This is a genomic window from Streptomyces sp. NBC_00210, assembly GCF_045160975.1.
Taxonomy (GTDB): Bacteria; Actinomycetota; Actinomycetes; order Streptomycetales; family Streptomycetaceae; genus Streptomyces.
Genome location: NZ_CP108120.1, coordinates 5636997 through 5659018, shown reverse-complemented (window position 1 = coordinate 5659018; position 22022 = coordinate 5636997). Strand labels below are relative to the sequence as shown.

The following is a 22022-nucleotide window of genomic DNA, read 5'->3' as shown; positions in this document are numbered from 1 at the left end:
CCGCACCGCCCGCACTTCACCACAACAAGAGAGCCCACCAGCAGCTGCCCACCGGCGTGCCATGGCCGCACAGGGCCGACATGCGGTCCATGGCCCGGTAGCGCGCAGACAAAGTGAGCCGGGCGTACATTTCAGAGAGCGGTGCCAGGCTCGCAAAGCGGTAGTCAGCGGCTGTGATGAGAGGCGCGCCGATCGTCGTGCACCGGATCTCCGCAACCGGCGGCCGGCGGGTCACGGTGCGGGACCGATCATGGGCCTGGCCCACTCCGACCGGGACCTGCTGGAATTTCTCCGCCAAGCAGGTCTGCCCGACGCTGAGGATCTCCTCGACGACTCTAAGTGGGTCGAATGGGTCGGCGGCAGGGCACACGAATACGAGCCGGACGGTCCTCTGTGAGCGGTACGCGATGCAGTAGCCGCAGGCGTCAAGACGGAGGCATGCCCACAGGCCGAGGGCCTTCCGTGTCAACCCCACGGGCGAGACCATGACCGTCTCAATTTCCGTCTCATTCAGCCCCGTTCATCGTCGTTCAGACGCAACCCAGCCCAGGTCCCGCTGCACAAGCCGCACCGCCGCGGCCCCAGGAGAACGACCCTGGACATCCTCCTCAGCACCACCAGCCTGAGAGGGGTCGGAATCGTGCCGTCCGGTGGATGCGCGGTAGCGACGGCTGCTTCAAGTCTTGCTTGACTCCCTGAGCAGCAGGTCAGGGCCGTGTCAGCCCTGAAGAGGATCACTCTCTTCTAAGCGCTTGGCCGCAGGTTCGAGTCCTGCCGGGGCGCACAATCGGCGCGATGGTTCGGCCCTCCTCCTGGGAGGGCCTTTTTGCTGGTCAGGGGCACCCTAGCCGGGCGGGCGTAGCGGACGCGTAAGCGCCGGGCCACCCTAGACGATCTATTCCAAGAGGTCAGTGATCGTAGGCGATCAGTGAGCGTAGGACGGTTTGTCCGGTGGCGTCGTTGTGCCAGATCGCGGAGGTCAGCGCGAGGATGCGTTGCATGACACGGGCGATCACGCCGCCCGGTGTGCGACCTCGGTGCTGTTCGAGGTTGAGCTGGCCCTTGAAGGTCTCGTTGATCGATTCGATGACCTGTCGCAGCGGCTTGAACATGGCTGCGCCAGGCCGTTCCCGTGCACCTTTACGGGCAGGCCGCAGCAACTGGACTCCATGCTCGGACAGTTCGCGTTCGAAACCACGGCCGAAGTAGTTCTTGTCGCCGATGAGAGTCTGTCGGGGGCGCTCTCGCAGAAGCTCGCATTCGGCGGCCAGGAGGTCGAGGAGGGTCTCGCGTTCGTCGGCCTTGGTCCCGGTCAGGGCAAAGGCGATCGGCAGGCCCTGCAGGGTGCACACCAGGTGCAGGCGCAGGCCCCAAAAGAAGCGGCCGTGGCTGGCGCAGTACCCGTACTCGGCCCAACCTGCCAGGTCGGAGCGCTTGACGGTCTCGCGGGAGCGTCCGCACTCCACCGGGGTGGAGTCCACGACCCATACGTCGTCGCTCCACACCGAGGTGGTGGTGGCCAGGATCCGGTTGACGCTTCGCATCAGACCGGCGGCCTTGCGCAGCCGCTTGTTGTAGCCGGGCTGCCGGGGCAGGTAGGGGAAGAGGTGGCGCAGGTGGGCACGGGCACGGCGGAGCCATTTGGCCTCGGAGGTGTAGCCGAGTATGGCCTGCATCGTGGCCAGGGTGACCAGTTCGGCATCGCTCAGGCGGGGCTTAATGCCGACCGGCGGGCGCCACGGCGCCAGGTCGGGATGCTCCTTCAGCATGTCGTCGGTCGTCGCATAGAGTGCCGTCGCGAGGGTGTCCACGTCGTTCGTCACAAAACGATCTTGGACACCCTCGTTCTCGTCTCCGCAGGCACCCCTTGGACCACACCACCAGGAGGAACCAGTGTCATACCCGCAACTGCTCACCCCCGAGGAGAAGCTCGCCGACGCGAAGAAGCAGTTGAGCCTCCCGCGTATCGTCGTGATCTGCGGCTCCACCCGCTTCATGACCGAGATGACCGAGGCCGATCTGCGGGAGACCAAAGCCGGAAAGATTGTCGTCAAACCGGGCTGTGACATGAAGTCGCCGCACGAACTTTGGTCCGATCCTGTCGAGGCCGAGGCGCTGAAGGTTCGACTCGACGATCTGCACCGGGCGAAGATCCGGCTCGCTGATGAGGTGCTCGTAGTCGGCGACTACATCGGAGACAGCACCCGAGCCGAAATCGCCTACGCCCGGTCGCTGGGCAAGCCCGTGCGGTTCACGCACCCCGAAGTCGACCCTGACGCCTGACCGCCCCCTGCCACCTCGACAACCAGGGCTGGCAGCCCGTTTTTCGCCTGACCGTCTCGCGGTGGCTTCGGCCGCCGCCCGCCCCACACCCTCCGCAGGCATCCCTTGGAATTGATCATCTAGGTGATCGCGAGCCGGCCGGCCCTGTCGATCGGGCTGCGTCGAGTACGGCATGGGCGACCGAGCCGCCGCCGAGCACGCGCCTGGCCGTTCCCAGGCAGGCACCGGTGCGGCACCGAGCCACGACGTCGCCGTCCGGTTCGCAACGCAGGAAGCCAAGGGGTGGGCCCGGCTCGGTGAGCTTCGACAAACTGAGGTGGCACTCGATCGCGGCCGAAAGCTCAACGAAGCAGTAGGCCGCGAGTACTTGGACCACCTCAACACGCTCACCCGCGCTGGTGAATCGCGTGTCGAGTCTCAGGTGATGGTTTGACGATTCGGCCGACGGCGCAGCCCCCTCTGGCTCACGGTCTTGTTCGGACACGGGTCGTGGCAGCATGGCGCGGGTGCTGAACATAGAGATCAACGGCCAGTCCGCAAACGTCGAGGACGTGCACCGGGTGGCGACCTGGAACTACGGGCATTTCACTTCGATGCAGGTGCGCGACGGAATGGTTCGAGGTCTGGATCTGCACCTGAGGCGGCTGGAGGGAGCGTCGCACGCGCTCTTCGGCGAAAAGGCCGAACACGACGAGGGCAGGATCCGGGAACTCATCCGGCACGGGCTCGGCGAGGAACGTGCTGCGTCAGTCCGGGTAACCGTCGTCCCGCGGGTGGGCGCGCCGGCGTCGACGGACATCATGGTGTCGGTCTCCGACCCGGTCGCCGATGCGCCGCGGCAGGCCCTGCGCGTCCGCACGGCGACGTACGAGCGCGAGCTTCCACACCTGAAGCACGTCGCGACGATGGGGCTCACTTACCACTGGCTCCAGGCCAAGGAAGCGGGATTCGACGACGTCCTGTTCGTAGGCCGGGACGGGGACCTGCGCGAGGGCTCGGTGTGGAACGTCGCCTTCTGGGACGAGCAGCAGGTCGTGTGGCCCGAGGCTCACGTGCTGCCCGGCATCACCCAGCAACTCCTGCAGGCGGCCTTGACGCGCATTGGTGTGCCATGGTCGGTCCGCCGTCTGACATCGGACGACCTTCCGGTCCTGCGGGCCGCCGCAGCGACCAACTCTCATTGCCCCAGCCAGCCGCTGGCCAGTATCGACGAAGTGGTCTTCCCCAGCGAATGCCGTGCCCTGGTCGACGCCCTCAACACCGCCTGGGCCGAGGTCCCCTGGGACCTGATCTGACGACCGGCACCCAGGGCGCGGGCGCGCGGAATGCGAACCCAAGTGCTGATGTTGTCGTATGGGTGAGCGATTCGCCCTCTGATGCCGATGCCGGTTTCCCTCCGATCGAGCGCGCGTCCGTCCGCGAGCGGCTGGCGGCCGAGCGTGCCGGCACGAACACGCAGATCGCGGCATTGAGCCGTGACTTCGACGCGATCGTCGCAGCGAATGCCCTGGTGGCGGTCGACGACGAGCACGACCCGGAGGGGTCGAGCACTGCCTTCGAGCGGGCCCATGTCGCCGCGTTGCTGGCACAGGCGCGTGCCCACCTGGCCGAGCTGGATCAGGCGCTGGAACGGCTGGAGCGAGGCGACTACGGGCGGTGCGAGGGGTGCGGCGAGCCGATCCCGGCGGAACGTCTGGAAGCGCGCCCGGCGGCGAGCACCTGCGTGCGCTGTGCCGCGGCCAGCCCCCGCTGAGCAGGGCGGGCTTGGGGCGTACCCGGCGCCTTGCCAGGTCAGACCGCATCTGGAGTTGAGAACTGGGCTCGCTCGAGCAGGCCGTCCGGGTCCCGCTGCCTAGGTCCGTACAACCATGTGATCAACCAGCAGGTCTCCTCTGTGCAAGGGCCCGGCGGTCCGCCGCCGGGCAGGGGGAAGAGCAGAGGAGACGTATGCGTACGCAGCGACACTCCGGGCGCGTCCGGCGGCGGTTCGCCGTCGTGGTGGCGACGGCCGGGGCGCTCCTGGCGAGCGGCGGGGTCGCGCACGCCGCACCGACGCTCGCCCCGGGGCCGGCCACGATCACGCTCGACACTCCGGACATCGCCGCCGGCGGCTCGATCACACACACCGTGAGGCTGAACGTGCCGGTGAAGGGCCGGTTCACGCTGTTCATGGAGCCGGGCGAGGGCTACCGCTTCTGGGACATCGGCACGGAGGCCGCCGACCTGCGCAGAGGCCCGGTCGACGGCGGCCCGAACGCCTCGTGCCGCGAGGAGCCGTACCCGAACACGGAACGCCTCGTGGTCTGCGACGTCGGGGCGGGCGAGAGCACTCTCACGTACTCCCTGACCGCCACGCCGGACATCGAGGCGTGGAAGGTCGAGGCGCAGGCCTCGTTCCAGGCCACGGGCAGCACCGAGAAGACGCAGGCGATGAGCGTCTTCTCGGTGCTCAGCGACAATCCGGTGGAGATGTCGTACCGCGCCTTCGGCCGGGACACGGCCGGCCGGCTCTACTCGCACCAGACCTTCCCGGTGGAGTTCCCGCCGCTCCAGAAGTTCTGGCGCCAGGACCACGGCTCGGGCTGGAACGGCTTCGACGCGCTGACCAAACTGTCCCCGATCGGCATGGACAACCGGGGCGGGGGCGTCGCCGCCCGGGAGCCTTCCGGCCTCCTGTGGTACTACCCGACCTCGGGCAGGAAGTGGACCTCCGCCGTGTTCAAGCCCCGCGTGCGCGTGGGCACCGGCTGGAGCATCTACACCTCCGTGCGCGGCACCGGCGACGTCACCCGTGACGGGCACGCGGACCTCATCGCCCGTGACAAGGCCGGGGTGTTGTGGCTCTACCGGGGCACGGGCGTCGAGTCGAAGCCGTTCGCGGCGCGCACCAAGGTCGGCTCGGGCTGGAGCATCTACAACGCCCTGACCGGCGGTATCGACGTCAGCAAGGACGGCATCGCGGACCTGTTCGCCCGCGACAGGTCCGGCGTGCTGTGGCTCTACCGGGGCACCGGCGACGCGGCGAGGCCGTACGCCCCCCGCATCAAGGTGGCCACCGGCTGGAACGCGTACACCGCGATCATCGCGCCGGGCGACGGCTCGGACATCGGCAAGGGTGCGCTCCTCGTCCGCGACAAGGCCGGCGCGCTGTGGTGGTTCCGGGGCACGGGCAGCGCGACGAGCCCGTTGGCGCAGCGGTCTTACGCCGCGGCGGACTCGTACCCTTACACCGCCTGGAGGTAGTTCACCACTCCACGCCACGCAGGCCGTTGCCATGCACGGGGGCTCCGAGCATGGAAGGCTGGGCCTTGGCGGGGCGAGTCGAATGCCTCAGTATCCGGCCGGGCGCACCAGTCCCGTTTCGTACGCGTAGACCGCCGCCTGGGTGCGGTCGCGCAGTCCCAGCTTGACCAGGATTCGGCTCACATGGGACTTCACCGTCTGTTCCGCCACCACCAGCCGCCCGGCGATCTCCGCGTTCGACAGGCCCTGCGCGATCAGGGACAGAACCTCGGTCTCGCGTTCCGTCAGATCGCCGAGGCGCTCCTTGAGCGGGGCGCGGGGAGCGCCGGTCGTCCGGGAGAACTCGGTGATCAGGCGCTTGGTGATGTTCGGGGAGAGGAGGGCGTCACCGGCCGCCACCACCCGTACCGCCTGGGCGAGTTCATCGGCCGACGCGTCCTTCAGAAGGAACCCGGACGCGCCCGCGCGCAGCGCCTCGTACACATACTCGTCGAGGTCGAAGGTGGTCAGTACGAGCACCTTGGCGGCGGACCCGTCGGGTCCGGTGATGCGGCGGGTCGCCTCGATGCCGCCGAGTTCGGGCATCCGGATGTCCATGAGGACGACGTCGGGGGCGAGTTCGGCGACCTTGGCTACCGCGTCGAGGCCGTCCACTGCCTGGCCGACCACCTCGATGCCGGGTTCGGCGTTGAGCAGCACCGTGAAGCCCTGGCGGACCATGATCTGGTCGTCGGCGATCAGGACACGGATGGTCGTCATGGGGCTCCCCCGGCAGGTTGGGCGGATGGCTCGGGGGCGTCGGCAGGGAGGATCGCGGTCACTTCGTAACCGCCGTCCGGCGTGGGCCCGTTGGCCAGTTCGCCGCCCAGCATGGCAGCGCGTTCCCGCATGCCGAGGAGACCGTGTCCGGTGCCCTGCGAGGGCGGGGCGGGCCGGTCCGGCGCGGAGTTGGTGACCCGAACGGTGACCGCGGACGGCTGATGTCCCACTGCCACCCGCACCTGAGCGCCGGGCGAGTGCCGCATGGCGTTGCTGAGCGCCTCCTGCACGATGCGGAACGCCGACAGCTCCACACCGGGCGACAGCGGGCGCGGCTCACCCGTGATCTCGGTGGTGACCGTGAGACCCGCACCCCGTACGTTGTCGACCAGTTCGGCCAGCCGGTCGAGGGTGGGCTGCGGTGCGTGCCGTACACCCTCGGCCGAGGGATCTTCCGAGCGCAGCACGCCAAGGACCCGGCGCAGCTCGGTCAGCGCCTCGACGGCGTTCTGGCGGATGCCCGCGAGGTTCTCCTTCAGCTCCTCGGGAGGGTTCTCCACCAGGTGCGGGGCGACCTGCGCCTGGATGGAGATCACCGACATGTGGTGGGCGACCACATCGTGCAGCTCGCGGGCGATCCGGCCGCGCTCCTCGAGGAGGGTGCGCCGGGCCCGCTCCTCGGCAGTGAGCACTTCCTGCTCGACCAGTCGCGTCTTGGCCACTCGGCTGATGCGCAGTGAGGCGCCGACCATCACTGCGGTCGCGAAGGCCACGGTGCCCCGCGTGAGGACCTCGTTGTGGACGTGGGCTGCGAAAGCCATGTTGATCAGGCCCGAAAGGACGGTGATCGACAGTGCCTCGACGGCGATCCGGGGGTGGACCCGCAGCGCGAGGAGGAGCAGCACGAGGGTGTGCAGTGCGATCCCCCCGATGCTCCAGGGCCACACCATGTCGTGGCCGACTCTGCCCTCCGAGACCTGCGCGGTCAGGAAGAGCACGATCGTCGACAGCCACCAGGCGGGCACCGGGCGGGACAACGCGAGGGGGACGGTCGCCGCCTGGAGCACGACGAGCAGCCACATGGTCTTCGGGGCCGGCTCGTACACCTGCTCGTACTCGGACATCATGAGCATGCCCATGAGCACCGCGAACAGCACCGCATGGCCGTGCGGCAGCCGGCCCAGCCAGCGCAGGCGCGGCAGCGGATCGCGCGCCACCGTCCCCAGGTCCGCGCGCAGGACGCGCGGCGCCGAGCGCACCGCGGCGACCAACCGCTCTTTGTCCCCCGTCTTCACGTGGTCAACCCTAGGCATTCCGCACCTCCGCCGTCCGGGCGGGCCGCCGCTCGCGCACCACCGTGGTGCGACCCCGCTTCCCTTGTTCGTAGGTGTGGAACGCCGCCCAGCACACCAGCAGCGCCACGGCGAACACCGGCAGCCAGGCCAGCCGGGCGAACACCCAGCCGGAGCCGTCGGGCACGGTGTGCAGTCCGGGCAGGGCCGTGTCCGCGAGCAGGCCGACGGCGGTGACCGCGATCATCGCGGTCTGGTGCCAGAGGAAGACGGTCATCGCGGAGAGGTTCACCAGTGCCACCCCCGCCCATGCGACAGGGCGCCGGAGCACCCTCCGCAGCGGACCGAGCAGCAGCAGGGCCGCCCCGCACTGGGCGAGGCCGAAGGTGACGGCGGCCAGGGTGGGCGGGTTGAGGTTGGAGATCCCGGCGCCGGGCACCCCGACCATGGACGCGGGGTACCCGGCCCAGAGGACGAGTGCGCTGGTGGCCGCGGCGCCGACGAGCAGCAACACCCAGCCGGTCGTACGGATCCGCCGGCCGCCCCGGGCCCAGGCCGCGCCCAGGCAGTACGGGACGAGCCAGCCGGCCGCCACATTGATCCAGCCGAGCCATTCGTACCGAGAGGTGCCGTACAGGCCGAACCGGATCAGGTCGACGTGGAGCACCACGGCGAGCGGCCACAGCGGGTGCAGCCTTGCCACCAGCGGGGTTGCCGCCGTCAGCGCCGCGAAGACAAGAAGGAACCAGAGCGGGGACAGCACCAGCTTGCCCAAGGCGCATACGCTCTCGAACCGCGCCCCGGACGCGAGCATCAGGCCCGCCGCCACGGTCCACACGACCAGCACGGCGGCCACCGGCCGGAACAGCCGCCCCGTCCGGGCGCCGAGCCACCGGCCGTACGTCTGGCCACGGGCGCGGGCGGACGCGTAACTCTTCGCACCCACCTGCCCGCCCACCAGGAAGAAGACCGCCAAGGTCTGAAACACCCAGGTGATCGGGGCGAGTTGAGGTCGGTACTGGAGTGGGCTGGCAGGATGCACCGTGCCGCTGTCGGCGACCAGGGCGGTCACCAGCCAGTGGCCGAGCACTACACCGAGGATGGCGAGGGCGCGCAGGGCGTCGACGGCACGGTCGCGGTCGGGCGGGGTGGCGGAGTCGATCCAACGGGCGAGCTTACGCACGGGGAGCCTCCGGGGTCTGCCCGTTCACGATCCGGGCGATGTTCGCCAGCGATACGGAACCGCGCCTCAGGTAGTCGCTGTGGCCGCCGTCACCGGCGTCGAAAATGCGGGCGCCGAAGCCCTTCGACATCGGGTCGGCCCCCAGGCCGACTGTGGTGAACGGCAGTTGGAGCTTCATGTGTGGCACGTCGGCGATCCAGTCGTTGCCGCCCCGGCCCGCCCAGACGCTCGCACGGGTGTGCAGCGAGGCGACGTCGTCGGCGCCGGTGCCGGTGCCGGGGCTGCCGTACAGGACGATGTCCGCGACCCGCAGGCCCGAGGCGGCCCGGGCGCAGACGACCGAGCCGTAGGAGTGGCAGAGCAGCGAAGTCCGGGCGGCAGGCCGGGAAGCAGCACTCAACTCACTTACGAAACTTTCGAGTTGAGGAGCCGCGTCATCGGCCGTCCCCGGCGTCAGTGCCTCGAGGCTCACCGTGCCCGGCGTCTCGTAGCCGAGCCAGGCGACGACGGCGGCCCCGCCGGCCAGCTCCTGCTGAAGCGCCACCGCGCCGGCCCGGAAGCGTTCGTACCGGTCGAGGCTGGTGTCCGCCCCCGGCACCAGCACGGCGATCCGCTCGGCCCGGGAGAGGTCACCGAAGACCTCGGCGGTACGGCCGCCGTCGCGGCCGTCGAAGGAGAGGAAATGGCGCGCCGGGTCCGCCATCGCGCGCAGCACGGCGGCCCGCCTCCGGTCGCCGTGGCCCGCTGCCATCCGCTCGGCGGCTCGGATGTCGTCGCGGGTGGCGGCGTACCGCTCGTCGAGGGCGGCGGGGGTCGCGGCTCGCAGCGGGGCGAGGACAGCCGGGGCAGGCGCCGGGACAGCGGCGGGGCGGGCCGCGCCCGCAACCGGCACCGCCACCGAGGCGGTGACGAGCGCGGCGAGCAGGGCACGGCGCGCACGGCTGCCGCGCGGACGGCTGCTGCGCGGGTTGCTGCTGCGCGGGTTGCTGCTGGGCGGGCGGGACGCCATGGAGGTTGGTCCTTCCGTACCGGATGTCTTCCGTGCTTCCGGTACCGAAGTTATGGATCACGCCTGGTAGTCGGCGTCCCGCCGGGGAGCGCACCTTCCGCCTAGCTCTGAAGTACTACGGGTAGGGGCGCGTCAGCACGGCGAGTTGTGCGTTCACGAGCTCCGGTCGCCGCCGGGCCGGGGATCGTCGCAAGAGTGTGACTCTGCACCAATCTTGTGATGAAGAGGGCAACCGGCCGCCTCCTGAGGCGAGTTGCGCCGCACAATGGCCCCAAGGCACAGCCGGACTCGCTCAGGGGGAGAGCACCATGACCGGAGGCAGCCATGCGTTACCCGTGCCGCACGAAGGTCCGACGAGGGTGCTGATCGCCGACGACCACGATCTGATACGCGGAGGGCTGGCCGCGCTCATTCGCGCGGCCCCCGGTCTTGACGTCGTCGGGGAGGCGGTGAACGGGCTCGACGCCGTCGCCCAGGCGGCCCGCGCCGAGCCCGATGTTGTGCTGATGGACATGCGGATGCCCGAGCTCGACGGCGTCGCAGCCTGCACGCGCATCCTGTCCGCCGCCCCTGAGGGCGCCCGGCCCCGAGTGCTCGCGCTCACCAGTTTCGACATCGACGAGTACGTCTACGCCGCGCTGCGCGCCGGCGCCTCGGGCTTTCTCCTCAAGGACACCGCGCCCGAACGGCTGCTGCGTGCCCTGCATCTGGTCGCCGCCGGCGACTGCCTCTTCGCGCCCAGTGTGACCCGGCGGCTGGTGGAGACGTACACCCGCGCGAGCGTGCCGGGCGACGAGCCGCTGACGGACCTGGACCAGCTCACACCGCGCGAACTGGAGATCCTGCGGCTCGTCGCCACGGGCGCCTGCAACGAGGACATCGCCGCCCTGCTGACGGTGAGCGGAGCCACGGTCAAGTCACACCTGAGCCGGGCCATGACCAAACTCGGGCTGTGCAGCCGCGCTCAGGCCGTCGTCATGGCGTACGAGTCGGGGCTCGTCGTCCCGCGCCGTTGCAGGGCCGAGCACTGAAGCCCGGGGCGCCACGGGCACGTAGCGAGGACGCGTAGCACAAGGACACGTAGCACAAGGACACGTAGCGCCACACATAGAGCTAGGACACGTAGAGCTAGGACACGTAGAGCTTGGTCGGCTTCGGGTAGTTGGACCGGTAACCCTTGAGCTCGCGGATGTCGGACGGCTTGAGCTTGATGCAGCCCAGGGACTTGTAGTCGCTGTTTCCGTCCCAGCGGGTCGACTCGGTCGAGCCCGGCTTGCCGTTGGGCTTCATCTCGCTGTGGATGAACAGCTCGGTGCGCTTCGTGCCGCTCTTTCCGCCGTTCTTGCACCTCATGTCGTTGAGCAGCCACGAGATGCCGTTCACGGTGCCGACGTGGTTGTTGTAGAACTTCTCGACGCGGTACTCGCCGCTGGGCAGCCAGCCCACCCGCGGCACACAGGCATCCCGGCCGATCTTGTTCTTGGCGGTACCGAGACCGGAGCCGGCGCGCCAGCTGTCCACCGTGAAGCTGCGGATCTTGTCCGGGTTGATCTGCTGCACGAACACCAGGCTCAGCCGGGAGTTCGACGGGTCCTTCTTGTTCTTCTTGTACGACAGGTACGTGTAGGTCTTGGCGGCCGCGGCTGCCTTGGTGGCCTGCACCTCGCTCGTACCGTGCCCGTCCTGCGCGCCGGCAACCGACGGCAGCAGCCCGACCGCGACGACCGCGGTCCCCACCGCCGCGACGGCCTTGAGGCTCCGGGCGACGTTCCCCCGTTGTGCGTTCATGAGCGGTCCCTTCTCGTAGCGTTCCGGCTCGCTTCCCTGCGAGCCGATGTGCCGTAAACGTACGAGAGTTCGCTCGTGCGGTCCTCCCGCAGTGGTGTGAGGTTCTGCCTCAACTCCGGTATGCAGAGGGTGCTTTGTCTCAACCGGGGGTGGGAGCCGCTGTCACTTCGTGCCGACACCGCGCAGCACCGCCAGCACCAGCGTCCTGGCCACCTCCACGACCTCGGACAGCGAGACCTGTTCGCGCGGGCCGTGCGCCAAGCTCACGTCGCCCGGGCCGAATTGGAGCGTCGGTATGCCCGCCGCTGCGTACAGCCTCAGGTCGCTGCCGTACGGCGCACCCCGTTCCCGCAACCGCGGCCCCTCCGTCGCGTCGGCGTTCGCGTCCCGTACGAGGTCGCGCAGCAGGTCACCGGCCGGCAGGCGGCCGCTCGCGAACTCGCCGCCCGGCCAGGTCACCGAGGCCGGATGGGCGCTGAGCCAGGGGTCCGACGCGCAGGCAGCCGCCACGCAGCTCTCGAAGGCCGCGCGGGCGGCGGCCGGGGACTCGTCGAGGCGGACGCCCAGTCTGCCCTCGGCGACGAGCAGATCGGGGACGCTGCTTGCCCAGTCGCCCGCCTGGAGCTTGCCGACGGAGAGGGCGTACGGGATTGCGTACTCCGCGAGCAGCGGGTCGGGGTCCGCGTTGCGGTGGGCCTCGAAGCCGATCAGGGCCTCGCGTATCGGCAGGTAGGCGTCGATGGCGCTGACCCCGGCGTCGCGGGTGCTCGCGTGGGTGGCCTTGCCGGGGACTTCGATACGGAAGGTCAGAGCGCCGGCGTTCGCTGTCACGAGCGTGCCGCTGGTGGGCTCGGTGATGATGCACGCGTCGCCGGTGTGACCGCGCTGGAGGGTGCCGAAGGCGCCGAGGCCGCCGTCCTCCTCACCGGCCACGAAGTGGGCCGCCACCCGGCCGCGCAGGGTGATGCCGGCCGACCGGATCGCGGCCAGGGCGGCGAGGTTGGCGACGAGTCCGGCCTTCATGTCGCAGGCGCCGCGGCCGTGGACGACGCCTCCGGTCACCCTCGGCACGAACGGGTCGCCCTCCCACCGTGCCAGGTCGCCCGGCGGCACGACGTCGACATGGCCCTGGAGAATCATCGTGGGGCCGTCGGCGTCGCCCGCGGTGGTCGCCACCAGACCCCATGCCTCGTCGCGCGGCGCCTCGGTGCCGGGGAAGCCGGGAGTGGCCCGCAGCGCGGGCAGATCCATGGACCACAGGTCGACGTCGAGACCGAGTCCGTCCAGTCGCCGGGCGAGCCGGTGCTGCAGCTCCGACTCGGCGGCGCTCCCCGTCACACTCGGGACCGCGATCAGATCGAGCAACAGCGCGGCGACGGCCGCCTTGTCGATGGACTCGAGGGCCATCGACTCCTCAGCAGTGAACTCTGCCGTCATTTCTCTCCCCCTCTCCCCTCCGTCACTCCCCTCCGTGATGTCTTCGGATGGGTGTCTTCGGATGGTAGGGACAGGCCCTCCGCGCAATCAATCAGCTGCCGCTCACAGGACCCGCCATCTCACCAGCGCGGCCAGCACCGCCACTCCGGGCAGCAGCGGCAGCCACACCGTGAGGAACCGGAAGCCGAGGACCGTGGCAGTGGCGACGACGAGCGGCGCGCCCACCGTGACGAGCGCGACGGCGAGGGCGGGCTCGACCGAGCCGATGCCGCCCGGGGCCGGGATGAACCCGGCCGCGATGCTCGCCGCCAGGTAGGCGATCACGATGTACGGCCACCAGACCGGCAGCCCGAGGGCGAGTGCGACACAGACCAGCACACCGGCCTGGAGGAGCGGGAAGGCCAGCGCGCCGCCCCAGAGGGCCAGTGCCCGGGCGGGCCGCTTGTGCAGGGCGCGCGCGTCGGTCAGCGCGGTGCGAAGGAAGCCGAAGACGATGCGGCGCAGCCGCTGCACGGTGAGCACCACGGTCGCCACCGCCGCGATCACGGCGGCAGCGACAAGGAGAGCCGTGAGGACCGCCGGCACGGTGCGCCCGGGCGGCACGAGTTCGTCGAGCCGCAGCGCGTCGGGATACGCCACCAGCAGAGTCACCAGCAGGCCGGTCCTGGCGACCGCCTCGACCAGCGTGTAGAGGGCGAGCGAAGCCGTCGACCGGTCCAGCGGGATGCCGCAGCCGCGCATGAAGCGCAGCGTGACCACATGCGCTCCGAGGCCCGCGGGGAGCAGATGGTTGGCGGCTCCGGCGGCAAACTGCGAGGCGAGCAGCCGCCCGGCGGGCAGTCGTTCCACAACCGTGCCCTGGCGGACGCAGGACGCCGCCACCCAGCACAGCCCGGTGCAGGCGGCCCCCATGAGCAGCCAGCCGAGGTCGGCTCCGGCGAGTCGGCTGACGCCGGAGGCGACGAGCGGCCAGTTGCCGGCCGCCCAGAACGCAACGAGCACGAACGGTACGAAGCAGATGATCCTGCGGACGGGCAGCCGCCGCACACGATCCAGCGGCCGCTGGTGCCGGTCGTGATGCTGGTCCTGATGCTGTTGTTGGTCCTGTTGCTGGTCCTGTTGCTGTTGCACGGTGAGGGTCTCGGGCATGGCCACGCTCGCGATCGCGGTGGGGGCGGGGGCGGTGAGGGCGGGGGGCTGCCCCCGGAACCTGCCCCTCCTTCACGACATTCCGGTGTCGTGTGCCCAACATCCGGCGGATACGTCGATGGCCGGATCAAGTCGCCGCCGCGGTCGGCACGACCGCTAGAACGCCGCGGCGATCAGCAGCCCGAACGACGCGAGCATGAACACGGTCCGGATCAGGTGCAAGCCGTTCCACCGCGGCTCGAAGGCCGCGCGAACCGTACTGTCGGGGCCGGCCGAGGAGTCGTTCTCCGCCTTGGCGAGGGCGATGTTCAGCGGGATGTTGCCGACGATGGTGACGAGGTGGTTGAGCACCGCACACACCAGGCCCGCGACGATCAGCCACCGCTGGGTGTCCGTGCGCCCGTCGATCGGTACGGCGAGGGCCGCGGCCGGGAAGGCGACGATGGCGAAGAAGATCAACAGAAAGGTGGGCCGCGGCACAACCTCGTTGATGCGGCGCATGACCGGGAGGAACTGATCATCCGTCAGCTGGGCGAGCGAGGGCATGACCGCGATCCGGAAGGTGAGCAGGAAGCCTGCGTAGAGACCGGTGAATCCGATGGCGAGGGCGAGGAGGAGGGTGGCCATGCCGCACATCATGACGCGGAGGCGGGGCCACCGCAGCAACCTTGCCGAGGCACGAGAGCAGCGGGCCGCGCCACACAGGCCGGGCGAGGTGCGGACATGCTGAAGCCGCGCCACACAGGCCGGGCGAGGTGCGGCCCTGCCGAAGCCACGCGACACAGGCCGGGCATGGCGCGGCCCTGCCGAAGCCGCGCCACACTCGCAGGCATGGCGCAACCCGCTGAAGCCGCGCCGCGGCCGACCCCTCAGTCCCGCAGCCTCCGGGCCTGATCAATAGCATCCGCCAACTGCCGCACCGCGCTGTCCTCTGTCGCGGTCGCCAGCTTCCTTGCCCGCTGGGCGAGCGCCCCCAGCCCCGGCGCCCCCGGCATCGAACCACCCCTCAGCGACTCCGCGAAGTACGCCGCCACCGCGGTGACCTGGAGCCTCTTGGACGAGCCGTCCCACAGCGCGTCGTCCGCCGCGTCCGTCTCGATCGAGCCCGTCTGCTCGTGCGGCGCCCGTGTCCTCGGGTCCAGCCAGCGCACGGTCGCCGTCGCGAGATGCCCGCTCGTACCTTCCCGCAGCCGTACGGCATAGAGCGCCGTCACCGTGTGGCCCGGGCCCACTTCGCCGCCGTCCACCCGGTCGTTGCGGAAGTCGTCGTCCGCGACCGCGCGGTTCTCGTACCCGATGAGCCGGAACTGCTTGACCGTCTTCGGGTCGAACGCCACCTGCGCCTTGGCGTCCCGCGCCCGCAGTTCGACATGGGTGGGCAGCTGCTCGACGAAGACCTTCCTGGCCTGCTCGCTGCTGGACACATACGTGGTGTGCCCGTCGCCCTTGTCGGCGAGCCGCTCCATCAGCGCATCGCCGTACTCACTGCCGACCCCGACACCGAAGAGCGTGATGCCGTACTCCCGCCGCGCGTCGTCGATCCGGTCGAGGATCGCGTCCGCCTCGGTCTCACCGGTGTTGGCCAGCGCATCGGAGAGGAGCACCACACGGTTGGTGGCTCCGCGCCGCCGACCCTCGACGGCCTCGTCGTATCCCGTCTTCACGCCCGCCTCGACATTGGTGGAGTCGGTCGGCTCCAGACTGTCGACGACCGAGTGGATCCGGTCGCGGTTGCCGTCGATCCGGGTCATCCGCAGCCGCGTCTTGGCCTCGTCGCTGAAGGTGACCAGCGCGATCGAGTCGTCGTCACGCAACTGGTCGGTGAGGATCCCCAGCGACTCCTTGACCAGGTCGAGACGGCCCGGTTCGGCCATCGAGCCGGAGATGTCGATGACGAACGTCAAGGCAGCCGGCGGCCGTTCCCCCTTGCGGTCGGACGTGCGGGTGGAGAGCCCCACACGCACCAGCGACCAGTCCTCACCGTCTACCCCACTGCCTGCCTCACTGCCTGCCTCCCCTCCGTCCTGCGTGCTGATCTCGCCGTCCACACTCCCCGGCCGCGCACCGTCCACCGTCACCGAGAAGCCGTCGCCCGTGGGCCGCGGATAGTCCTGCCGGAAGCTGTTGATGAACTCCTCGGGCCGGATGTCACCGGCCTGGGGCAGCTGTCCGTCCTCCAGCGTGCGACGGGCGTAGCCGTACGAGGCGGTGTCCACATCGAGCGCAAAGGTCGACAGATAGTCGGGCGCCACCGGCCTGGACTCCCGTGCTTCGTCACCCTGCCGCTGCCCATCCGCTGCACCGTCCGCCCCCGTCGCGGGCGCGCCCCCTCCACCGTCCGGCGCTATCGGCACGGGAGCAGGCTTTGCATCGCTGTGGGAGCTCCGGTCGGTGCTTGCCCCGGCGCCGCAGCCGGTGGTCAGCAGCATGCCGGCGGCCAGCACCGCGGCGGCCACTCCCCGGTACGTCCGTGGGCCCCTGCACGTCCTTGAGCCGAGCTTCATCTTCACTCCCCTGGTCGTCAGCACTTGTGAATGTGACGTGCGAGACGGCCCCAAGGAGCAGACGAGGGTGTTGCGGATGAATCTCAATGCGGCAACGGCGGTCCAACGTTGCCCTTGCCGGTGAACAACTCCCTCAGTGGCACCCGTATTCGATCAGCCCTCTTCCCAGCTGACGCTGCCGACCCCCGTTCCGCCGCCGCAGGTCGCCGACGACCAGCCGGCGCCCCCGGGGTTCAGCGTCACCCAGGCGCCGTAGGCATCGGGCCAGAAGCCGCAGACCACCACGGCGCGGAAGGCCACGACCTGGCTGCTGTTGTTGGTGCAGTCCGCACGGCCGGTCCAGCCGTCGGTGCTGGTGCTGCAGCTGAGGAGCTGGGGTGGCGGCGCCTGCTCCGCCGCCCGGGCGGCCGGCCCCATGACGAACAGCGGCAGTGCCGCGGCAGCGGACAGCGCCATGGTGGCAATACGTCGGACCATCGTGACTTCCCTTCACTCGCCTCTCATGCCTCGTGATTCCAGCGTGATCGCCGCAGCGCCGGAAGCGAAGGGAGTGGCAATGACTCGCCAGTCCCGAAAGAGGATCTTGTCACCGCATGCAATCGTGTGCGTACATGAAGTGGTATGCGGATCCGGGGGGACGGACCGCGTGCCTGCATGAAAAGCGGGGGGATGATCTGTCATGGCAGTGGGGGTGCTTCCGGGCTCCGTGCTCGGTCGGGAGGTCACGCGGTCTGTCCTGCGCAACGCGCCGGGGCAGCCGGTTCAAGGAGTGCCACAGGTGCGCGCGGCCCTGACCGGCCTGGTCCGCTCCGCGCGCCATGAGCTCCTCAGTTTCGACAACCCGGCCGGCGCGCTGGGCCACGGCATCCCGGAGCCTTTCCTGGAATTCGCGGGCGCGTGCGTGCGCACGGCCGCCGAACAGACCGCGACGGTACGGCGGATCGCGCCCCGGCACGGGCTGACCCATCTCACGGAGCCGTGGCGCAGCCCCGGCGCGGCCCGGGTGACGGACAGCATCCCGTTCAAGATGCTCGTCGCGGACCGGTCGGTGGCCGCTGTGCCCCTCGATCTGGAGCTGCTGTACAACGGCGTGCTGCTGATCCGCGACCCCGTCGTCGTCCAGGCTCTGGTCCGCGCCCACCGCACCTGGTGGGACACCGGCCACGAGCTGACCCGACATACCGCGGCCGATGCCATGCCGCCCCATCTGCAGCCGGTGCTACAGGCGATACTGGCCGGGCTCACGGACGAGACGGCCGCGACCCGTCTCCGCATGTCCGGGCGTACATACAGCCGCCGCGTCGGTGAACTGCTCACCGCCCTCGGCACGACGAGCCGCTTCCGGGCGGGAGCGGAAGCAGCTCGTCGAGGCTGGATCTGACCGGGGCTGGGCGCAGTCGGAGCTGAGCACAGCTCGGGCTGAGCCCAGTCGGACCTGGGCACTGCGGCGGCTAGGAAGCTGGGGCGCGAGCTACGACACGATGTCCTTGCGGGAGAAATTCCGGAAGGCCAGTGCGAACAGCACCAGGGCGTATGTCACCGACACCGCAGCGCCCTTGACCATGCCGTTCCACTCCAGCTGTGGCTGCAGCGCGTCGATCCATGCGAACTGCCAGTGGGCGGGCAGCACATCACGCCACGAACCGAGCGCCGTGACGGCGTCCAGCACATTGCCGATGATCGTCAGTCCGACCGCTCCGCCGACTGCGCCCAGTGGGGCGTCGGTCTTGGTGGACAGCCAGAACGCCAGCCCCGCGGTGACCAGTTGGGAGACAAAAATGAACGCCACGACCAGCGCAAGACGCCCCACAGTCTCGCCGGCAGCCAGGGAGCCGCCTCCCGTGGGCAGCTTCAGCGGCCCCCAGCCATAGGCAAGGGTGCCGGCAGCGAGACCTACCAGCGGCAGCAGCATCATCGCCGCCGCGCTGAAGCCCAGCGCGACCGCCAGCTTGGACCACAACAGCCGGGTGCGCGGCACGGGAGCGGCCAGCAGATAGCGCAGCGAAGACCAGTTCGCCTCCGAGGCGATGGTGTCCCCGCAGAACAGTGCCACCGGCACGACCAGCAGGAAGCCCGCCGAGACGAACAGGCAGGTCGCGGCGAAGTTCGCGCCGGACGCGGTGGCCGTGTCCATCAGGGTCACCCGGCCGCTGTCCCTTCCGTCCGGCGTGCCACCGATGGCGAAGGCGGCGATCAGAATGAGCGGCAGGGCGGCAAGGATCCCGGCCATCACCAGGGTCCGCCTGCGCTTCAGCTGCCGTACGGCCTCCACCCGCAGCGGCAGCGTGTGGCGTGCCCGGTAGCCCGGGGCCGACTCGACCAGCGTGCTCATGCGGATCCTCCGATCAGGGTGAGGAACGCATCCTCCAGGCGACGGTGCGGACCGACACCGGTCAACGGCACGTCCAGACGGACGAGTTCGGCGATCATGCCGGTGGCGGTGGCTCCGTCGAGGCGTACGAGCAGTCCTTCGTCCGTACGGGACGCCGAAGCGATCCCCGGCAGCGCGGCGATCTTCTCGATCACCGGCTCCGGCACCGCATCGGCGGTGGTGACGAGCAGCGTGTCGCTCCCGCCGGTGATCTCCTCGACGGGTCCTGCCTGCACCAGCCGGCCGCGGTCCATGACCACCAGATGAGTGCAGGACTGCTCCACCTCGGAAAGGAGGTGACTGGAGACGATGACCGTCCGGCCCCCGGCCGCGTACCGGATCATCACGTCCCGCATCTCGCGGATCTGCGGCGGGTCGAGTCCGTTCGTCGGCTCGTCGAGGATCAGCAGATCCGGCATGCCGAGCATGGCTTGGGCGATGGCGAGGCGCTGCCGCATGCCCTGCGAGTAGGTGCGTACGGCGCGGGCGAGGGCGTCGCCGAGCCCGGCGATCTCCAGAGCCTCCTCGATGTGCGCGTCCTCGGCAGGCCTGCCGGTGGCCCGCCAGTAGAGCTCCAGGTTGTCGCGGCCCGACAGATGCGGCAGGAAGCCCGCGCCCTCGACGAACGCGCCGACCCGCGAGAGTACGGGCGCGCCGGGGCGGATGGCGTGGCCGAAGACGCGGATCTCGCCTTCGTCGGGCCGGATGAGTCCCATCAGCATGCGCAAAGTGGTGGTCTTGCCCGCGCCGTTGGGTCCGAGGAGGCCGAGGACCTGGCCCTTCTCGACCCGGAAGGACAGCTCCCGTACGGCATATCGGTCGGCGGACTTCGCGTACCGCTTGGTCAAGCCGGTGATCTCCAGGGGCACTTCCGCAAGCTCGGGGTCGGGTGCCGGGGCGAGGGCCCTGCGCCGGGCTGTGAGCAGCAGCGCCCCCGCGATCAGGGCGCCCGCGGCCGGGAGCGCCCAGGTCCACCAGGGCAGTCCCGCGGCCTGGGTCTTGACGGCGGGCGCGGTGGGCACCGTCAGCGCGCCCGCGGCAGCCCCGCCACCGAGGAGGGAGACGGTGTACGTGGCGGGGGCAGCCGGGGAGGCGTAGCCGAGGTCGGTCGCGGACAGGACCAGGCGCAGCCGGTGTCCGGCGTCGACCTGGTGGTCCACGGCGGGCAGCGTCAGTGGGACGTCCTTGCCCTGCTGGGCGCCCTCGATCCGGACCGGGGCGACAAGCTGGGAGGGCAGCACCTGTTGGCGGCCGTCGGGCCCGACGTCGTACACCTTCCCGAACAGGACCGCGGCACCGCTGCTGGAAGCGACCTTGACGCGGACGGTCGGCGAGCCCGTGACCCGCAGCGACTGCGAGAGCGGCGCGGAGTCGTAGCGGGCGAACTGGCCGGGGAAGTCGAGGGAGAGGCCGAGACCCAGGGAGGAGAACTGGGTGAGCCCGCCGCTGAGACCGGGGACGGCGGAGATGGCGGGCGGGTTGGCGCCTGCCGGGTTGGCGAAGCTCTGTTCGCCGCCGGTGAGCGGGATCGTTTGGGCACCACTGGCCAGACCGGGGTAACGGTCGCCGGTCGCGCCGCGCAGCAGGGCTTGGCCGTCGGTGGAGTCGACGCCTCCGGTCCGGCTGACGCGGAAGGCGGGTCCGGTGTCCGTGCCCTTGTCCTGCTTGAGGTAACGGTCGAACCAGTTGCTGATACGACTCTCGACGCGGCCGTCCTCCCGGTCACCGCCGTCGTGGCCGCCTGCGATCCAGTCGACGGCGACGGGCGCGCCGTTGGCAGTGATCCGCTTGGCCATGGCGTCGGCGTGCGCGAGCGGGAAGAGCGAGTCGGTCTGGCCCTGCACGATGAGCGCGGGCACCTTGATGCGGTCGCCGACCGCGGAGGGGCTGCGGCGTTCGAGGAGCTGCCGGGCCGCGGCGTCGGGCTTTCCGGCGACGGCGACGCGCTCGTACATGGCGCAGAGTGCCGGCTCGAAGCGCCCGCAGCCGCTCGGGTTGGCGGGGCGCGAGGCCGCACCGGCTCCGGGTGCACTGTTGTCGGCCGAACCACCGGCCGACCCGCCCGTTGTCCCATCCGCCGACCCGCCGGGCGGGCTGTCGCCGGCGGGTGCCTCGGTGGGGGCGGCGGCGTCCGGCGCGCCCACCGAACCCCCGGAGCCCGTCGAGAAGAAGATCCCGGCCCAGAGCTTCTTGAAGACGCCGTCGGGGAAGAGCGCGTCGGCCAGGTTCCAGTAGGTGATCTGGGGTGCGATCGCGTCGACGCGCTTGTCGTGTCCGGCCGCGAGCAGCGAGATCGCCCCGCCGTAGGAGGCGCCGGTGACGCCGACACGCGGGTCGCCCTCGGCGTCCAGCTGTACCTCGGGGCGCTTCGCCAGCCAGTCGATGAGCCGTGAGACGTCCTTGACCTCGAAGTCGGGGTCGTTGAGCCCGATCTGCCCGGTGGACCTGCCAAAGCCGCGGGCGGACCAGGTGAGCACGGCGTATCCGTCGCGAGCCAGCTTCTCGGCCTGCTCGCGTACGTCGTCCTTGCTGCCGCCGAAGCCGTGTCCGAGGAGCACGGCGGGCCGGCGCTCCGTGCCGCCGGTCGTGAAGTAGGAGGTGTCGATCTTCGCCCCGGGCATCTCCTGCACCCGGTCCTCACGGTGCACAGTCGGCGCGCCGCCGTCGGCGACCGCGGTCCAGGTGCCCGCGCCGGCGAGGACGGCAAAGGCGGCGACGCCGGCGAGCCATCGGCCGCGCGGCCGGGGAAGTCGGATCTGCATGCCTGAAACCCTAAGCGGATCCCCTGCGCACTCTCGGCTGCCGCCAGGCGGAACTCAGGAGCCTCCTCGAGTAGTACGGCGTGCGGCCGCCGTACACCAGACGCGGTATGCGCCCCGAGGCGGATGAAGCGGAACCAAAGGTGACAAAGACGGCTTTTCTCGACCTGACGGATGTTCACAATGTGTGGATCCGTCACCCTTCAAATGACGATGCTGTCTTGTGTCGCACGTCACGTCACGAG

19 protein-coding genes and 1 pseudogene are annotated in these 22022 nt (G+C 70.2%); 7 read left to right on the top strand and 13 right to left on the bottom strand.

What is annotated here, in order from left to right:
• Positions 1–176 precede the first annotated feature (176 nt).
• Positions 177–397: pseudogene (locus tag OG729_RS25655) on the top strand (hypothetical protein).
• Positions 398–908: 511 nt separating this feature from the next.
• Here the strand turns inward: OG729_RS25655 and OG729_RS25650 are convergent.
• Complete coding sequence (locus tag OG729_RS25650) at positions 909–1823, bottom strand: IS982 family transposase (RefSeq protein ID WP_405808237.1); 915 nt, start codon at positions 1821–1823, stop codon at positions 909–911.
• 70 nt (positions 1824–1893) lie between these two features.
• Here OG729_RS25650 and OG729_RS25645 point away from each other — a divergent pair, with 70 nt between their 5' ends.
• From OG729_RS25645 to OG729_RS25630, 4 genes are all read left to right on the top strand, one after another.
• Positions 1894–2283: a hypothetical protein gene (locus OG729_RS25645; RefSeq protein ID WP_356179758.1), complete on the top strand. Its 390-nt coding sequence runs from the start codon at positions 1894–1896 to the stop codon at positions 2281–2283.
• 506 nt (positions 2284–2789) lie between these two features.
• Positions 2790–3578, top strand: a complete 789-nt coding sequence (locus OG729_RS25640; protein WP_405808236.1) for an aminotransferase class IV — start codon at positions 2790–2792, stop codon at positions 3576–3578.
• A gap of 62 nt (positions 3579–3640) precedes the next feature.
• Positions 3641–4036 carry a TraR/DksA C4-type zinc finger protein gene (locus OG729_RS25635; protein ID WP_360875966.1) on the top strand — a complete coding sequence of 132 codons (396 nt, stop codon included), beginning with the start codon at positions 3641–3643 and terminating at the stop codon, positions 4034–4036.
• Between the two features lie 194 nt (positions 4037–4230).
• Positions 4231–5526, top strand: coding sequence for an FG-GAP repeat domain-containing protein (locus OG729_RS25630; protein ID WP_405808235.1), 1296 nt, complete (start codon positions 4231–4233; stop codon positions 5524–5526).
• A gap of 87 nt (positions 5527–5613) precedes the next feature.
• Here the strand turns inward: OG729_RS25630 and OG729_RS25625 are convergent, their stop codons facing one another.
• Genes OG729_RS25625 through OG729_RS25610 form a run of 4 tightly spaced genes read right to left on the bottom strand, consistent with a single transcriptional unit; the run spans position 5614 to position 9769 of the window.
• Positions 5614–6285, bottom strand: coding sequence for a response regulator transcription factor (locus OG729_RS25625; RefSeq protein WP_360875962.1), 672 nt, complete (start codon positions 6283–6285; stop codon positions 5614–5616).
• A complete protein-coding gene (locus OG729_RS25620; protein WP_405808234.1) occupies positions 6282–7598 on the bottom strand; it encodes a sensor histidine kinase in 1317 nt (438 codons plus the stop codon). The genes OG729_RS25625 and OG729_RS25620 overlap by 4 nt, the downstream gene beginning before the upstream one ends.
• Positions 7591–8760 carry an acyltransferase gene (locus OG729_RS25615; RefSeq protein WP_405808233.1) on the bottom strand — a complete coding sequence of 390 codons (1170 nt, stop codon included), beginning with the start codon at positions 8758–8760 and terminating at the stop codon, positions 7591–7593. Before OG729_RS25615 ends, OG729_RS25620 begins: the two co-directional genes overlap by 8 nt.
• On the bottom strand, positions 8753–9769 hold the full coding sequence (locus OG729_RS25610; RefSeq protein WP_405808232.1) for an alpha/beta hydrolase: 1017 nt from the start codon (positions 9767–9769) through the stop codon (positions 8753–8755). Before OG729_RS25610 ends, OG729_RS25615 begins: the two co-directional genes overlap by 8 nt.
• A gap of 308 nt (positions 9770–10077) precedes the next feature.
• Here OG729_RS25610 and OG729_RS25605 point away from each other — a divergent pair, with 308 nt between their 5' ends.
• Complete coding sequence (locus OG729_RS25605) at positions 10078–10800, top strand: response regulator (RefSeq protein ID WP_405808231.1); 723 nt, start codon at positions 10078–10080, stop codon at positions 10798–10800.
• Between the two features lie 97 nt (positions 10801–10897).
• On the opposite strand, the gene OG729_RS25600 is transcribed toward OG729_RS25605, so the two are convergent.
• The 6 genes from OG729_RS25600 to OG729_RS25575 all read right to left on the bottom strand — a co-directional run bounded on the left by OG729_RS25600 (position 10898) and on the right by OG729_RS25575 (position 17124).
• Positions 10898–11557: a hypothetical protein gene (locus tag OG729_RS25600; protein ID WP_360875952.1), complete on the bottom strand. Its 660-nt coding sequence runs from the start codon at positions 11555–11557 to the stop codon at positions 10898–10900.
• Positions 11558–11719: 162 nt separating this feature from the next.
• Positions 11720–12994 (bottom strand): ArgE/DapE family deacylase, encoded by a 1275-nt coding sequence (locus tag OG729_RS25595; RefSeq protein WP_405808230.1) that lies wholly within the window; start codon positions 12992–12994, stop codon positions 11720–11722.
• Between the two features lie 102 nt (positions 12995–13096).
• Positions 13097–14143 carry a YbhN family protein gene (locus OG729_RS25590; RefSeq protein WP_405811284.1) on the bottom strand — a complete coding sequence of 349 codons (1047 nt, stop codon included), beginning with the start codon at positions 14141–14143 and terminating at the stop codon, positions 13097–13099.
• 156 nt (positions 14144–14299) lie between these two features.
• A complete protein-coding gene (locus OG729_RS25585; protein WP_360875948.1) occupies positions 14300–14770 on the bottom strand; it encodes a DUF1772 domain-containing protein in 471 nt (156 codons plus the stop codon).
• Between the two features lie 242 nt (positions 14771–15012).
• Positions 15013–16647 (bottom strand): von Willebrand factor type A domain-containing protein, encoded by a 1635-nt coding sequence (locus tag OG729_RS25580; protein WP_405808229.1) that lies wholly within the window; start codon positions 16645–16647, stop codon positions 15013–15015.
• A gap of 153 nt (positions 16648–16800) precedes the next feature.
• On the bottom strand, positions 16801–17124 hold the full coding sequence (locus OG729_RS25575) for a hypothetical protein (protein WP_405808228.1): 324 nt from the start codon (positions 17122–17124) through the stop codon (positions 16801–16803).
• Positions 17125–17425: 301 nt separating this feature from the next.
• Here OG729_RS25575 and OG729_RS25570 point away from each other — a divergent pair, with 301 nt between their 5' ends.
• Positions 17426–18028 (top strand): DNA-binding response regulator, encoded by a 603-nt coding sequence (locus OG729_RS25570; protein WP_405808227.1) that lies wholly within the window; start codon positions 17426–17428, stop codon positions 18026–18028.
• A 90-nt stretch (positions 18029–18118) separates the two neighbouring features.
• Here the strand turns inward: OG729_RS25570 and OG729_RS25565 are convergent, their stop codons facing one another.
• Positions 18119–18979, bottom strand: coding sequence for an ABC transporter permease (locus tag OG729_RS25565; protein WP_405808226.1), 861 nt, complete (start codon positions 18977–18979; stop codon positions 18119–18121).
• Complete coding sequence (locus OG729_RS25560; protein WP_405808225.1) at positions 18976–21780, bottom strand: alpha/beta fold hydrolase; 2805 nt, start codon at positions 21778–21780, stop codon at positions 18976–18978. Before OG729_RS25560 ends, OG729_RS25565 begins: the two co-directional genes overlap by 4 nt.
• Positions 21781–22022 lie beyond the last annotated feature (242 nt).

Coding starts and splice junctions, on each gene's coding strand:
- OG729_RS25580 (WP_405808229.1), bottom strand. CDS start 16,647: ATGAAGCTCGGCTCAAGGACGTGCAGGGGCCCACGGACGTACCGGGGA.
- OG729_RS25630 (WP_405808235.1), top strand. CDS start 4,231: ATGCGTACGCAGCGACACTCCGGGCGCGTCCGGCGGCGGTTCGCCGTC.
- OG729_RS25560 (WP_405808225.1), bottom strand. CDS start 21,780: ATGCAGATCCGACTTCCCCGGCCGCGCGGCCGATGGCTCGCCGGCGTC.
- OG729_RS25620 (WP_405808234.1), bottom strand. CDS start 7,598: ATGCCTAGGGTTGACCACGTGAAGACGGGGGACAAAGAGCGGTTGGTC.
- OG729_RS25600 (WP_360875952.1), bottom strand. CDS start 11,557: ATGAACGCACAACGGGGGAACGTCGCCCGGAGCCTCAAGGCCGTCGCG.
- OG729_RS25590 (WP_405811284.1), bottom strand. CDS start 14,143: ATGCCCGAGACCCTCACCGTGCAACAGCAACAGGACCAGCAACAGGAC.
- OG729_RS25595 (WP_405808230.1), bottom strand. CDS start 12,994: ATGACGGCAGAGTTCACTGCTGAGGAGTCGATGGCCCTCGAGTCCATC.
- OG729_RS25565 (WP_405808226.1), bottom strand. CDS start 18,979: ATGAGCACGCTGGTCGAGTCGGCCCCGGGCTACCGGGCACGCCACACG.
- OG729_RS25625 (WP_360875962.1), bottom strand. CDS start 6,285: ATGACGACCATCCGTGTCCTGATCGCCGACGACCAGATCATGGTCCGC.
- OG729_RS25605 (WP_405808231.1), top strand. CDS start 10,078: ATGACCGGAGGCAGCCATGCGTTACCCGTGCCGCACGAAGGTCCGACG.
- OG729_RS25575 (WP_405808228.1), bottom strand. CDS start 17,124: ATGGTCCGACGTATTGCCACCATGGCGCTGTCCGCTGCCGCGGCACTG.
- OG729_RS25585 (WP_360875948.1), bottom strand. CDS start 14,770: ATGGCCACCCTCCTCCTCGCCCTCGCCATCGGATTCACCGGTCTCTAC.
- OG729_RS25610 (WP_405808232.1), bottom strand. CDS start 9,769: ATGGCGTCCCGCCCGCCCAGCAGCAACCCGCGCAGCAGCAACCCGCGC.